Source organism: Serratia quinivorans (assembly GCF_946227985.1).
In the GTDB taxonomy this organism is placed as follows: Bacteria; Pseudomonadota; Gammaproteobacteria; order Enterobacterales; family Enterobacteriaceae; genus Serratia; species Serratia quinivorans_A.
In genome coordinates this window covers 1,645,184-1,659,145 of sequence record NZ_CAMKGL010000001.1, presented here as the reverse complement: position 1 = coordinate 1,659,145, position 13,962 = coordinate 1,645,184, and the positions used below count along the sequence as shown (strand labels likewise).

15 protein-coding genes are annotated in these 13,962 nt (G+C 55.0%); 9 read left to right on the top strand and 6 right to left on the bottom strand.

The window, feature by feature from the left end; genetic code table 11:
- Positions 1-5 precede the first annotated feature (5 nt).
- Together rhaD and rhaM are read left to right on the top strand one after the other, a co-directional pair.
- Positions 6-842, top strand: a complete 837-nt coding sequence (rhaD, locus tag OCH02_RS07820) for a rhamnulose-1-phosphate aldolase (RefSeq protein ID WP_261430666.1) — start codon at positions 6-8, stop codon at positions 840-842.
- Complete coding sequence (rhaM, locus tag OCH02_RS07815) at positions 839-1,153, top strand: L-rhamnose mutarotase (RefSeq protein ID WP_261088665.1); 315 nt, start codon at positions 839-841, stop codon at positions 1,151-1,153. The genes rhaD and rhaM overlap by 4 nt, the downstream gene beginning before the upstream one ends.
- Positions 1,154-1,186: 33 nt before the next feature.
- Here rhaM and OCH02_RS07810 read toward each other — a convergent pair whose 3' ends face one another.
- Positions 1,187-1,537: a GFA family protein gene (locus tag OCH02_RS07810; protein ID WP_174352590.1), complete on the bottom strand. Its 351-nt coding sequence runs from the start codon at positions 1,535-1,537 to the stop codon at positions 1,187-1,189.
- Between the two features lie 174 nt (positions 1,538-1,711).
- On the opposite strand from OCH02_RS07810, the gene OCH02_RS07805 reads away from it, so the two are divergent.
- The 4 genes from OCH02_RS07805 to cspA all read left to right on the top strand — a co-directional run bounded on the left by OCH02_RS07805 (position 1,712) and on the right by cspA (position 4,111).
- A complete protein-coding gene (locus OCH02_RS07805; RefSeq protein ID WP_012006479.1) occupies positions 1,712-1,921 on the top strand; it encodes a hypothetical protein in 210 nt (69 codons plus the stop codon).
- Positions 1,922-2,067: 146 nt separating this feature from the next.
- On the top strand, positions 2,068-2,811 hold the full coding sequence (locus tag OCH02_RS07800) for a DUF1835 domain-containing protein (protein WP_261430665.1): 744 nt from the start codon (positions 2,068-2,070) through the stop codon (positions 2,809-2,811).
- Between the two features lie 126 nt (positions 2,812-2,937).
- Entirely contained in the window at positions 2,938-3,582 is a 645-nt protein-coding gene (locus OCH02_RS07795; RefSeq protein ID WP_261430663.1) for a Qnr family pentapeptide repeat protein, read from the top strand.
- Between the two features lie 316 nt (positions 3,583-3,898).
- Positions 3,899-4,111 carry an RNA chaperone/antiterminator CspA gene (gene cspA / locus OCH02_RS07790; protein WP_012006483.1) on the top strand — a complete coding sequence of 71 codons (213 nt, stop codon included), beginning with the start codon at positions 3,899-3,901 and terminating at the stop codon, positions 4,109-4,111.
- Between the two features lie 404 nt (positions 4,112-4,515).
- Here the strand turns inward: cspA and OCH02_RS07785 are convergent, their stop codons facing one another.
- Entirely contained in the window at positions 4,516-5,196 is a 681-nt protein-coding gene (locus tag OCH02_RS07785) for a hydrolase (RefSeq protein WP_261430662.1), read from the bottom strand.
- A 448-nt stretch (positions 5,197-5,644) separates the two neighbouring features.
- Between OCH02_RS07785 and OCH02_RS07780 the strand changes: the two genes are divergently transcribed.
- Entirely contained in the window at positions 5,645-6,400 is a 756-nt protein-coding gene (locus OCH02_RS07780) for an SDR family NAD(P)-dependent oxidoreductase (protein WP_261106852.1), read from the top strand.
- Positions 6,401-6,440: 40 nt separating this feature from the next.
- On the opposite strand, the gene OCH02_RS07775 is transcribed toward OCH02_RS07780, so the two are convergent.
- Genes OCH02_RS07775 through puuD form a run of 4 tightly spaced genes read right to left on the bottom strand, consistent with a single transcriptional unit; the run spans position 6,441 to position 10,560 of the window.
- On the bottom strand, positions 6,441-7,721 hold the full coding sequence (locus OCH02_RS07775; protein WP_261430661.1) for an NAD(P)/FAD-dependent oxidoreductase: 1,281 nt from the start codon (positions 7,719-7,721) through the stop codon (positions 6,441-6,443).
- 11 nt (positions 7,722-7,732) lie between these two features.
- Entirely contained in the window at positions 7,733-9,229 is a 1,497-nt protein-coding gene (gene puuC, locus OCH02_RS07770) for an aldehyde dehydrogenase PuuC (protein ID WP_261430660.1), read from the bottom strand.
- 15 nt (positions 9,230-9,244) lie between these two features.
- The gene (gene puuR, locus OCH02_RS07765) at positions 9,245-9,802 is read right to left on the bottom strand and encodes an HTH-type transcriptional regulator PuuR (protein ID WP_085116363.1); all 558 of its coding nucleotides are present in this window, start codon (positions 9,800-9,802) and stop codon (positions 9,245-9,247) included.
- Entirely contained in the window at positions 9,799-10,560 is a 762-nt protein-coding gene (gene puuD / locus OCH02_RS07760) for a gamma-glutamyl-gamma-aminobutyrate hydrolase (RefSeq protein WP_261430659.1), read from the bottom strand. The genes puuR and puuD overlap by 4 nt, the downstream gene beginning before the upstream one ends.
- A 239-nt stretch (positions 10,561-10,799) precedes the next feature.
- Here puuD and OCH02_RS07755 point away from each other — a divergent pair, with 239 nt between their 5' ends.
- Positions 10,800-12,218, top strand: coding sequence for a glutamine synthetase family protein (locus tag OCH02_RS07755; RefSeq protein WP_012006490.1), 1,419 nt, complete (start codon positions 10,800-10,802; stop codon positions 12,216-12,218).
- 317 nt (positions 12,219-12,535) lie between these two features.
- Positions 12,536-13,906 (top strand): APC family permease, encoded by a 1,371-nt coding sequence (locus OCH02_RS07750; protein ID WP_261430658.1) that lies wholly within the window; start codon positions 12,536-12,538, stop codon positions 13,904-13,906.
- Positions 13,907-13,962: the final 56 nt, after the last annotated feature.

Below are 13,962 nucleotides of genomic sequence, written 5' to 3'. Positions count from 1 at the left end.
GCCGTATGCAACAACTTCTTTCTTCATGGTTTGTTCAGGGCATGGTGAAAGCCACCGCGGATATGTGGCTGAAAGGCTGGGATGAACGTAACGGCGGCAACGTCAGCCTGCGTCTGCTGGACGAAGAGGTACAGCCGTACGCGGCGGATTTTTATCCTCAACCCCGCCGCGTCGAACTGAACCTACCGGCGGTGGAATTGGCTAACTGTTGGTTCCTGGTGACCGGCTCCGGCAAGTTTTTCCGCAATGTGCAGCTCGATCCGGCCGATAGCCTGGTATTGCTGCGCATTAGCGAGGATGGCCACGCCTACAGTATTCACTGGGGGTTGACCAACGGCGGCGTGCCGACGTCGGAGCTGGCATCGCACTTGCAGTCACACTGCGTGCGCAAAACCCTGACCGACGGACGTGACCGGGTGATTATGCACTGCCACGCCACCAACCTGATCGCCCTGAGCTATGTGCTGGAGCTGGACTCGGCGAGTTTCACCCGCATGCTGTGGGAAGGCAGCACCGAATGCCTGGTGGTGTTCCCGGACGGCGTTGGTATTGTGCCCTGGATGGTGCCGGGTACCGACGGCATTGGTGAGCAAACCTCGCAGCAGATGGGGTCGCACTCGTTGGTACTGTGGCCGTTCCACGGTATTTTCGCCAGCGGCCCCTCTTTGGACGAAGCCTTCGGCCTGATCGACACTGCGGAAAAATCGGCTCAGGTACTGGTGAAGGTGCTATCGATGAACGGCATGAAGCAAACCATCAGTAAAGCGCAGTTGATCGCGCTGGGCGAACGCTTCGAGGTTAAGCCCTGGGCGGCGGCGCTGAATGTGGTGCGTGAGCTATGATCCGCAAGGCGTTTGTCATGCAGATACACCCCGATGCACATCAGGAATATCAGCGTCGCCATGCGCCAATCTGGCCGGAGCTGGCGCAGACCTTAAAGCAGCACGGCGCGCACCACTACAGTATCTTCCTTGATAGCGGTCGCAACCTGCTGTTTGCAGTGGTGGAGATTGAGTCAGAAGCGCGCTGGCAGGCCGTAGCGGCGACAGAGGTATGTCAACGCTGGTGGCTTTCGATGCGTGAACTGATGCCCAGCCATGCCGATAACAGCCCGGTGAGCGAGGCGTTAACCGAAGTGTTTTATCTGGAGTAGCAGGCAGGCGGGGATATCCCGCCTGATGACTATTCAGGCGCTGGCGCCATCAAACGGATGGATTTTCAACGAATCCAGCGCCAATTCCGGCACGCAACGAAGATTGACGGCGCACATTGCCGCACCATCCGGGCCTTTTCCGTAGGCAAAAGCCTCAGTACCGCAGGTCTGGCAGAACTGGTGCTGAATGATGTGTTTATTAAAGGTATAACCGCGAATTTGGTCTTCCCCGCTGTTAAGCACAAAGCTGTCGATTGGGAAAAACGCCAGCAACATGCCTTTACGGCGACAGATTGAACAGTTGCAACTCAGAGCCTCATGGGGCAGATCGGCGTTCACCGTAAAGGTGACGGCGCCGCAGTGACAGCTACCTTGAAATGACATAATGGGCTACCTGCTGAAAACCTCAGTTCGCCCAATTATAGTTCACTTATTCACCATGTTGATTTGACTGCGGCATACATCAACGCAGAGAATGTGGATTATGCGGCGCGATCCATTAGAAATATCTTTAAATTCTGTTAAGTTAGCCACTAGCCTAATCACAAGGAGAGAACGATGTTAGAGCAATACTATCCGACGACGATGAGCTCCAAACCGATCACGGATGAGCAACATAAAAGACTGGTGGCGGTGCAGGCGGCGCTGGAGCTGATCAAGGCCACGCTGTCTGATACCAACGACGGCAACGGTGTGGATTTTCAGTTGAAGGCCGCTGAAAAGCATATTGGCCCGATGGCTGATGCGATCCAGGAAGCGCTGAAATAAATTCCGTCAGCGATAATAAACCGCCCAAGGGCGGTTTTTTTGTGTCATTTGGGCAGGCAAATTCGGATTTTTTGTCTAGTGACTGCGCAGAAATGTTGGCAAAATCCTTCAGGATTATTTTAAGGAATAGGCGGAGGAGATCATTGATGAAGGATGTGCATATCGCCCTGTCGGGGGGCTGCGTACGGCTGGCCTACCCCGGAGAGGACGTATTGGAATTCACCGATACCTTGTCATTCGGGCCGCTGTGTGCGCTGGATGATGATCAGGGACAGCAGGCGAGGTCCCGCTGGTTTCGCGATCTGCACCAATCGGTTTACGCGCCGGAGTGGGACACTTCCGTACAGCGTTTGGCGGTAGTGGAAAGCTTAAAAATACAGCTAGCCGCCGTCACCGGTCAGGTGACTCTGTGGATTGGCGATAACCCCGATGAGCAACTGATGTTGCGCGCGCTGTTGCCGCTGATCGGCGAGCGGCAGGTCTTTGTGGTTAACGTCACCGAACACACCGGGCGGATGAGCACCAACTGGTGTCCGGTAGACATGTTGGAGCCACTGTGGATCCGTCGGCGTGAATTGACTCAAGAAGATAAAGTGGCGCTCATTGAAGACTGGCGGCGGTTGTTGGCGGACACTGCACCCGTGAGGATTTTTACGCAGGGAGAAGTGCAGGGGAAAGCGTTGGATTACTACGATCCGCTGCTGCTGGAACATTGCCCGAGCGAGTATACCCAGGGCTCCAGGGTGGTGGGAAACGCCATGGTGAATACTCCCTATTCGGTGGGCGACACCTTTTTGAATTTCCGCCTGTATGCGTTAATTGAACAGGGCGTATTGCATGCCCAGGCTACCGGCGTGAACATGAACCGACTCCAGGTCAGGCAAGCTTGAGGGGTATCAACACGTATGTGTTTTTTTGTGCTGTGAGAGGGATAAATTCGGGTAAAGCGTTTTTCTCCGTCCCCAGGATCTGCTTATAATGCGCGATTGACTGTACAAATAAACAGGGGTATCGCAATGACGCTGATAGTGGATGGTGAAAAAATTGCTCATGGCCGTTTTACCGGCAAGAAAATTGAAAACGGCAGCTTTATTAACTGCGATTTTTCGGGTGTTGACCTGACCGGTACCGAGTTTATCGGCTGTCAGTTTTACGATCGCGAGAGCCAGCAGGGCGCTAATTTCAGCCGTGCGTTGTTGAAGGATGCCAGCTTTAAAAGCTGTGATCTGTCGATGGCGGACTTCAGAAATGCCAGCGCGCTGGGTATCGAAATCCGCGAGTGTCGTGCGCAGGGCGCAGACTTTCGTGGTGCCAGCTTTATGAATATGATCACTTCGCGCACCTGGTTTTGCAGCGCTTATATCACCAAAAGCAACCTGAGTTACGCCAACTTTTCGAAAGTGGTACTGGAGAAATGTGAGCTGTGGGAAAATCGCTGGAACAGTGCGCAGATCCTCGGCGCGACTTTTAGCGGTTCGGATCTGTCTGGTGGCGAGTTTGCGTCGTTTGATTGGCGTGCCGCCAACTTTACCCATTGTGATTTGACCAATTCGGAACTGGGTGAGCTGGATCTGCGCGGTACCGACCTGCAGGGCGTGAAGCTGGACAGTTACCAGGTGTTCCAGATGATGGAACGGCTGGGCATTGCGGTTATCGGCTAAGCCTTTTAGCACTCTGGGGCCGTCGGGCCCTTACGGGGCACGGCTAAGGGGGTAGCGGTGGTTGAATAATAAATGGTGTGTATAAATATTATAATAAATATTCCTTGCTTAAATAAATCCCTCGTGTATAAATAGCGTCATCGGTTTGTAGTACAGACCTTATGAAAGCAGTTTTAGTAAAGCAGTTCTCAGTATTAGTGATATCCCATAGATACCTCTTCTTCCGCGAATTTCCTTCTCTAGTGCCCAAGTAAGTTTCCAATAAAAACAGACCTCAATCGCCTTATGGCGTCTCAAAAATATAAAGGAAATATCTATGTCTACTAAAATGACTGGTTTGGTAAAATGGTTTGATGCAGGTAAAGGTTTTGGCTTTATCTCTCCGGCAGACGGCAGCAAAGACGTGTTCGTGCACTTCTCTGCTATCCAGAGCAACGATTTCAAAACGCTTGATGAAGGTCAGCGCGTTGAATTCACTATCGAAAACGGTCAGAAGGGTCCTTCTGCCGGCAACGTAGTAGTTTTATAATTTATAGGTAGTGTTTTATTTCTTACGATAGCGAAGAAGGTATAAACCGGAGCAGCTAAGAAATAAAAGAATTACCTGAATAAACTCCGGGATTACCCGGAGTTTATCTAAAAATAACGGTATTTAGCCTGTCTCAATAACGAAAGTTATTGGCAACAGCAAAAACGATTGGCGCCGTAATAATAATAACGGCAGTAATTCAGTCTATTTTTCTGTTGTGAAAAAGTTGTGCTTAGGCTGCGTAAGGTTGGAGTGTTGGACGGACGCTTACGCCATAACATGACAGTCGGGAAAGTGACCGACAAACATTGATGACCCTGGCCGAAAGCCGGGGTTTTTTTATGCATATTGCTCAGGCGAGCAGGGCTGGCCCAGGGAGAAGCAGACCAGCCGGAGCATGAGCGTTAGCCGCGCTGGGAATCCAGCACTTCGTTATTTTTCACTACGTCCTGGGCTTTAACGTAGCTTTCAATCAGCAGTTGATACGCAGGGAAGATTTTGGTGTAAACCTCGGCCCATTGTTGTGCGTCCTCGCGATTCCAACTGCCCTGAAGTTCAGAGGCCACGCCGGCGGTATCGATCGGTACCACACCTGCCTGCACCACACGCGCCAGGGTAATTTCCTGCGCCATTTTCGAATAGGTGCCTGAGGCGTCGATAACGGCAAAGACTTTATAGCCTTCGGCAACGGCGCTGATCGACGGGAAGGCCATGCAAACACTGGTGATGGTACCGGCGATAATCAGGGTTTTGCGGCCGGTCGCTTTAACGGCTGCCACAAAATCAGGGTTATCCCAGGCGTTGATCTCACCTTTGCGCGCCACATATTGCGCATGCGGGGCATTTTGGTGGATCTCAGGGATCAAAGGTCCATTCGGACCTTGCGGTACTGATGCTGTGGTAATGACCGGCAACTTGCTCAGCGTAGCGATACTGGCCAGTGCACCAGCGCGAGCGCGCAGTTCCGTCATTGGCATATCGCCGACGGTTTGGAACAGGCCACTCTGGTGGTCAATCAACAACATGACCGCGTCATTGGCATCAATAACAGGACGCTGGCCATTAAAGTTTGCTGGAGTGCTCATCTTTTATTCCTCTGTAATCGGGACGCTGAAAACAATTAATGCTGCCTAACCAAGATGTAATCTCAGTGCTTGGAAACAGTGTAGGGGCAGGGGGAAATTCCGCTAGAGGGTTAACTCAGGATGCATCGTTCTATTTAAGGAACGATAAAGGCAGGTGAAGGCGATGGCTCTTTGTGCATGCCAACGGCGTTATCGCGCCGGTACGGAACTTATTGATAGGTGATAATGCACATCGGGAATAGTTACTGTGATAAATTTTATTAACCCTATCAAATACTTGGCTTAATTCCGATAATGCCTGACTTAGCGCATTGAATTTGCACCAGATACCTCTTTGTGATTAGTAAACCGCACGTTTTGACTGTCTCTCTGCGCCCACGAGTTTTATCCTCGGACTCAATCAGTATTTGTATGATTTATAAAAATACATTCACATGGAGGAGTTCTTATGCGTTTCGACAATAAAGTGGTCATCATCACCGGGGCAGGCAACGGAATGGGGGAAGCGGCGGCACGCCGGTTTTCTGCTGAGGGCGCTACCGTGGTGCTGGCTGACTGGGCGAAGGAAGCGGTAGACAAAGTGGCGGCATCGTTGCCGAAAGGCAAGGCGCTGGCGGTGCATATCGACGTTTCTGACCACGTCGCGGTTGAAAAAATGATGAATGAAGTGGCGGATAAATTGGGCCGCATCGACGTGCTGCTGAACAATGCCGGTGTGCACGTGGCGGGCAGCGTGCTGGAAACCAGCGTAGCTGATTGGCGTCGCATCGCCGGCGTTGATATCGACGGCGTGGTGTTCTGTTCCAAGTTTGCCATGCCCTATCTGCTGAAAACCAAAGGCTGCATCGTTAACACCGCTTCGGTTTCTGGCCTGGGCGGCGACTGGGGCGCGGCATACTACTGCGCGGCCAAAGGGGCAGTGGTAAACCTGACGCGAGCCATGGCATTGGATCACGGCGGTGACGGCGTGCGGGTGAACTCGGTGTGCCCGAGCCTGGTAAAAACCAATATGACCAACGGCTGGCCGCAGGAAATTCGCGACAAATTCAACGAGCGCATTGCTTTGGGCCGAGCGGCAGAGCCGGAAGAAGTGGCGGCGGTGATGGCATTCCTGGCCAGTGACGACGCCAGCTTTATCAACGGTGCCAATATCCCGGTTGACGGTGGGGCGACCGCCTCAGACGGCCAACCGAAGATTGTTTAAGCGTTAATCATCAGGCCCGGCATCGCCGGGCCTGTGAACCTTACACGCCAATCCGATCGCGCAGCTGGTAGTAGGCTGCGCCAATGGCGGTAAACGGGATCTGCAGGTTGCGACCGCCGAAGAACGGCAGGTGTGGCAGCTTGGCAAAGGCATCGAAGCGTTCCGCATCGCCCTGCATTAACTCGGCAATCAATTTACCCGCCAGATGGGTACAGGTCACGCCGTGGCCGCTGTAGCCCTGCATGTAATAGACGTTATTTTCCAATCGGCCGAACTGCGGCATACGTGACAGCGTCAGCAGGAAATTGCCGGTCCAGCGGTAGTCGATATTCACCCCTTTCAACTGCGGGAAGGTTTTCAGCAGTTTGGGGCGGATCAGGTTGTCGATATCGTCCGGATCGCGGGCTCCGTACACCACGCCACCGCCGTACAGCAGGCGGTTATCACCGGTAATGCGGTAATAATCCAGCAGATAGTTACAGTCCTCGACGCAGTAATTTTGTGGGATCAGCGACTGCGCCACTTCCGGTGCCAGCGGCTCGGTGGCCACCACCTGTGTGCCGCAAGGCATACTGCGTTTGGCGAGTCTTGGCTCCAGTTTATCGCCCAGATAAGCATTACCGGCCACGATCACATAACGCGCCTTCACCTGCCCATTGGCGGTGCTGACCATGGCCGGTTCGCCGTGGCGGATGTTGGTCACGGCCGATTGCTCGAAGATCCGCCCACCCTGCAGACGAATGGCTTCGGCTTCACCGAGCGCCAGATTCAATGGATGAATATGACCACCGCTATGATCCAGCAGCGCGCCGACGTAGCGATCGCTATTGACCTCTTGACGGATACGTCCGGCGTCCAGCAGCTCAAGTTGAGTATTACCGTAGCGTTCCCAGTTCTGCTTCTGCTCGATCAACGCGTGGTATTGCCGGTTGTTCAGTGCGGCGAAGATGCCGCCGGGGCGATAGTCACATTCGATGGCGTACCTTTGGATACGGCTGCGAATGATCTCTGCGCCCTCAAACATCATACTGCCGAGAACGCGGGCGCTTTCTGCCCCATAGCGTTGTTCAATCACGTCAATATCGCGGCTGTAAGAGTTGACCAGTTGGCCGCCATTACGGCCGCTGGCACCGAAACCGATGCGCGCAGACTCCAGCAACACCACGTTATAACCGGCTTCCACCAGAAACAGTGCGGAAGACAGACCGGTATAGCCACCGCCGACGATGCAGACGTCGCATTCGATCGAGTCATTTAACTGCGGGTAGGGCGCGTGGCTGTTGGCCGAGGCCGCATAATAGCTTTTTACATGTTCAGTCATGATATCTGCCCTTATTCCAGCGAAATCCAGGTGGTTTTCAGTTCGGTGAATTTTTCCAGCGCGTGCAGCGATTTGTCGCGACCGTTACCGCTTTGCTTGTAGCCGCCGAAGGGCACCGTCATATCGCCGTCGTTGTAGTTATTGACGAACACCGTACCGGCTTTTAACTGGCGAGCCAGTCGATGGGCGCGGGACAGGTCACGCGTCCAGATGGCGGCACCCAGACCGTATTCGCTATCGTTGGCCAACTGCATGGCCTGCTGTTCACCGCTAAAACTGGTGACCGCCAGCACCGGGCCGAAAATCTCGTCACGCGCCACGCTCATGGTGTTATCCACCTGGGTAAGAATGGTCGGGCCGAGGTAGCCGACATGACCGTTTTGTGGGTGTTCGCGACCGTCGAGGAACAGGTCGGCGCCCTGGCTCAGACCCTGTTCGATATAGTCAGCCACTTTCTCGCAGTGGCCCTGATCGATCAGCGTGCCCATCACCGTCGCCGGATCGAGCGGATCGCCCGGGGCGAAGGCTGCCGCATGTCGCCGTAGCGCCTCTAAGAACGCCTGCTGAATACTCTCTTCCACCAGCAGCCGGGTGCCGGCAATGCACACCTGTCCCTGATTATAGAAGATGCCGGCGGCGGCACTCTGCGCGGCCTTGTCCAGATCCGGGCAGTCGGCAAAGATGATATTGGCGCTCTTGCCGCCAGCCTCCAGCCAGACCCGCTTCATATTGGATTGGCCGGCGTAAATCATCAGCTGTTTGGCGACCTGGGTGGATCCGGTAAAGGTCAGGGCGTCGACGTCGTTGTGCAGCGCCAGCGCCTTGCCGGCATCATGACCGTAGCCGGGCACGATGTTCAGCACGCCGTCCGGCAGACCGGCCAACTGGGCCAGCTTGCCCAGATAGATCGCGGTCAACGGGGATTTCTCGGAGGGCTTAAGGATCACGCTATTGCCGCTGGCCAGCGCCGGACCGAGTTTCCAGCAGGCTAATAACAGCGGGAAATTCCACGGCACTATGGCACCCACTACGCCGATCGGCTCGCGTTCAATCAACGCCAGCGCATCACCGCCGGTGGGGGCGATTTCACCATAAACCTTGTCGACCGCTTCGGCGTACCAGCGCAGGCAGCGGATGGCTCCCGGTACGTCATCGCGCAGGCTATGGCGGATCGGCTTGCCGGTATCCAGCGTTTCCAGCAGCGCCAGTTCCTCCTGATGCTGTTCCATCAGGTTCGCCAACTGCAACAAAGTGGCTTTTCGCTGTGCCGGAGCCGCCCTGGACCAGTCACCGCGCTCAAATACTTCACGCGCTGCGCAGACCGCGAGATCGATATCGACGCCGCTGCCCCGGGCAACCTGGGTCAACTCGCGTTGCCCGGCAGGATCCTCCACGGCAAAGGTTTGGCCTTCGACGGCCTGCTGGTAGCGGCCATTGATAAACAGTCGGTTCTCAATTTTCAGGGCTTGCGCCCGGTGTTGCCAATACTGCAAATGGTGGAAGTCCATACCTTGCTCCGTTGATCAGAATGTCGTCGGCGTATGGGCGCTGATAATCCGGCAAATCCGCGCCGACGTGTTGCTGAAACTGTGGGGAATGCCGGTGTTGATGGCGTAGCTCTGGCCCGCCAGCAGGTGATAGGCCTGCCCGTTGACCTGCAGTACCACTTCACCTTCCAGCAGGGTGCCGATCTCTTCCCCCTGATGCTTGATACGTTCGCCGGTGGTGGTACCCGGTTCATAGGTTTCGATCATCATCGCCAGGGTGCGATTAGGGTCGCCGTTGTGGATCAATTTCATCGATACCCCCTGGCTGCCAATCTCAATCAGATCCTGGCTGTCGATAACAATCTGTGGTTCATCCGGTATTTCCGGTTCGGCGAAAAACGCCGACAGTGACAGCCCGTATACCGTCAGCAGTTTTTGCAAGGTACTGATGGCCGGGCTGACCTTGTCCTGCTCGATGGTGCTGATGGCGCTGTGGGTTAATCCAGACAGTTCGGCCGCGCGGCGCTGCGATAATCCCAATTGCTGGCGGATTTGCGACAGGCGTTTTCCCGGTGCCAAGCTGACATCGCTCATGGGCGTTTTTCCTTTTGATAGTTCCGACAGGCGCTAATGAACCCCTCAAACAGCAGGCGTGACAGGGCGTACTCCTCACTGTTCCATTCCGGGTGCCATTGCACACCCAACGCAAAAGGCTGGTCGCGCAGACTGATGGCCTCCACCAACCCATCGGCGGCGTGGGCCTCAATGCGTACGCCAGGGCCGAGGCTTTTTGCCCCCTGGCCATGCAGTGAGTTGACCCAGAATCGGTTGCAATCCGGTATCAGCTGCGAGAGCAAGCCGCCTTCCTGAACGATGACTTCGTGGGCGGGGGCGTATTGTTGTTCCAGCGGCAGGTCGTGATCTTCACGGTGTTCGAGCAGTTCGGGTAATTCAAACAGCCGACGGTGCAGGGTGCCCTGGCTGGCGACCACCATTTCTTGCATACCGCGGCAAATGGCGAAAAGGGGAATGCGCCTGTCGAGCGAGTGGCGGATCAGTGCCAGGCTCAATTCATCTCGCCCGGGATCGGCGTCAGGCTCATCGCCGTTTTCACCATAAAGGTGCGGCTGCACATTACTGGGGCTGCCCGGCAGCAGAATACCGTCAAGGTGCTCCAGCAATTCTTCCAGAAGTTTCGGTTCCGCCAGCGCGTGTGGCAGGGCGATTGGCAGCCCTCCTGCAGCAACTACGGCATTTAGGTACTTTTCTTGCAAGGTCTGAGTGAGGTGCTCGTTTAACCTATACCTGCACATCACTACGCCGACCACTGGTCTGTTAAATATATTGCCCATGCTATCCCCTTGGTATGTTCGAAATTATGAACGATAAGCTTCTCCAGTGCCGTTTTCGTTCAATATTTTATAAATCTAGCAGTCAAATGGGCAATATTCAAACTCAAAGTAACACTTGCAAAACAATTTTGTTGCATCTATGTTTCATTGGTGGACATTATATTGAGCAAGATGGTCAAAAAACATCGACGGCAATAAGTGTGAGAACCACAGACAAAAACATACATGGCGGGTGAATCATGCAGACCAACATAGTAGAAGTGGAAAACTTTGTTCAGCATCATGAAGAAAAGCGAAGTAGCGCGTTCCAGCGTGAAGTGAAGAACTACCTGGAGCGTTATCCATTAACTCAGCACGTTGACGTTCTGCTGACCGACCTTAACGGCAGCTTCCGCGGCAAACGTATCCCGGTCGCTGGGTTGAGCAAGCTGGAGAAGGGGTGTTACTTCCCGGCGTCGGTGTTTGCAATGGATATTCTCGGCAACGTGGTTGAGGAAGCCGGACTGGGGCAGGAGCTGGGCGAGCCGGACCATATCTGTGTGCCGGTACTGGGCACCCTGACACCGTCGGCGGCGGATCCGCAATATATCGGCCAGGTGTTGCTCACCATGCTCGATGAAGATGGTACTCCCTTTGACGTTGAACCGCGCAATGTGCTGAACCGAGTGTGGCAGCGTTTGCGTCAGCGCGGGTTATCCCCCGTAGTAGCGGTAGAGTTGGAGTTCTATCTCATCGATCGCCAGCGCGATTCGGAAGGCTATCTGCAGCCGCCGTGTGCGCCGGGCACCCAGGAACGCAACACCCAGAGCCAGGTGTACTCGGTCGATAACCTCAACCACTTTGCCGATGTGTTGAGCGAGATTGACGAATTGGCGCGTATGCAGGGCCTGCCGGCCGATGGCGCGGTGGCGGAGGCCTCACCCGGCCAGTTTGAAGTTAACCTGCATCATACCGACAACGTCCTGCAGGCCTGTGACCATGCGCTGGCGTTAAAACGCCTGATCCGCATGGTGGCGGAAAATCACAACATGCAGGCCACCTTTATGGCCAAGCCCTACGAAGAACACGCCGGTAGCGGCATGCATGTTCATATCAGCATGCTGGATCGGCAGGGCAACAACGTACTGGCAGATGATGACGGTGAAGACTCCGCGCTGCTGAAACAGGCGCTGGCCGGGATGATTGCCCTGATGCCTTCTTCTATTGCGTTGCTGGCACCGAACGTTAACGCCTATCGTCGTTTCCAGCCGGGCATGTATGTGCCGACCCAGGCGTCCTGGGGCCATAACAACCGCACCGTGGCGCTGCGCATTCCCTGCGGCGATCGCGACAGTCATCGCGTGGAATATCGCGTAGCCGGTGCTGACGCCAACCCTTATCTGGTCATGGCGACCATTCTGGCAGGCATTGTCTACGGCCTGGAAACCACGCTGCCGCTGCAAGAGCCGGTCACCGGCAACGGGCTGGAGCAGGAGGGGCTGCCGTTCCCGATCCGCCAAAGCGATGCGTTGTATGAATTTGAGCATCAGCCGGTACTCAATGCCCTGCTGGGCGAAAGGTTCAGCCATGTTTACCTGGCTTGTAAAACGGATGAGCTGGTGCAGTTCGAGCGCCTGATCACCGAAACCGAAATCGAGTGGATGCTGAAAAACGCCTGACCCGCTCGACGCCAATCCTACCGCGCGCGTATGGCGCATTCCGCCGGCTATCCTGTGGCCTGCGATGCTGCGCGCTGCGGTAAAGCATTGCTTCCACTTTGGCGTACAGGACGCCGGCGAGGAAATAACCATGACAGCCATAACTGTTTCATCCGTCTGCGCAGGCATCTGCCTGTGCCGCAGTGAATACGGGCCAGCCGCTGGCCGAGTTTTAGTGTCTTTAAATCGTACCTCCCGCCGCCTGAGCAGCAGTTTCCCCGCGGCCTCTCTGAATGACGTTAAACGGTTACCAGCAGAGGACAACGAGGGGAAGAGCCATGACGACTAATGTGACTGACGTCAATGAGGCGGCCAAGCCGCAACTGCGTAAAAGCCTGAAGCTGTGGCAGGTGGTGATGATGGGGCTGGCCTATCTGACGCCAATGACGGTGTTCGACACCTTTGGGATTGTTTCCGGACTCACCGACGGCCACGTACCGGCCTCCTATATACTGGCGCTGGCCGGCGTGCTGTTTACCGCCATCAGCTACGGCAAACTGGTGCGCCAGTTCCCTACCGCCGGTTCAGCCTACACCTATGCGCAGAAGGCCATTAATCCGCACGTCGGTTTTTTGGTGGGTTGGTCTTCGTTGCTCGACTATCTGTTCCTGCCGATGATCAATACCCTGTTGGCGAAGATTTACCTGACGGCGTTGTTCCCTGAAGTGCCGCCGTGGATATGGGTCGTGGGCTTTGTGATTATCATTACCGCCATCAACCTGAAAAGCGTCAATCTGGTGGCCAACTTCAATACCCTGTTCGTACTGGCCCAGGTGGCGATCATTGTGGTGTTTATCTTCCTGGTGGTGCGCGGCCTGCATAACGGTGAAGGGCTGGGGACGGTGTGGAGCCTGCAACCCTTCGTCAGCGAAAATGCGCATCTACTGCCGATTATCACCGGTGCGACCATTTTGTGTTTCTCGTTCCTCGGCTTTGATGCGGTAACCACGCTGTGTGAAGAAACGCCCGATGCCGCCCGGGTGATCCCGCGCGCTATCTTCCTGACTGCGCTGTATGGCGGGGTGATCTTCATCAGCGTGTCATTCTTTATCCAACTGTTTTTCCCGTCCATTCAGCGTTTCCATCAGCCGGATGCGGCACTGCCGGAAATTGCGCTGTACGTGGGCGGCAAGCTGTTCCAGTCGATTTTCCTGTGTGTCACCTTTATCAACACTCTGGCCTCGGGCCTGGCGTCGCATGCCAGCGTTTCGCGGCTGTTGTATGTGATGGGCCGCGATAACGTATTTCCGGAAAAATATTTTGGCTATATCCACCCGAAATGGCGCACGCCTTCACTCAACGTGCTGCTGGTAGGGTTGGTCGCACTGTCCGCGTTGTCTTTTGACCTGGTCACGGCGACCGCATTGATCAACTTCGGTGCGCTGGTGGCCTTTACCTTCGTTAACCTGTCGGTGATCAGTCATTTCTATATTCGCGAGGGGCGGAATAAGAGCTGGAAGGATCGCTTCAACTATCTGTTCCTGCCCTTGGTCGGGGCGTTAACGGTCGGCGTGTTGTGGCTAAACCTGGAAAAAAGCTCGCTGACCATGGGATTGATCTGGGCGGTTATGGGCTTTGGTTACCTGGCGTATCTCACCCGGCGTTTCCGCCAGCCGCCACCGCAGCTGGAACGGCAACCTCAGCAATAACTGAGTCAGGCGGGGGGGCCCGCCTTTCTTTTTATCCTTTCGGGCAGTAGAGTGAA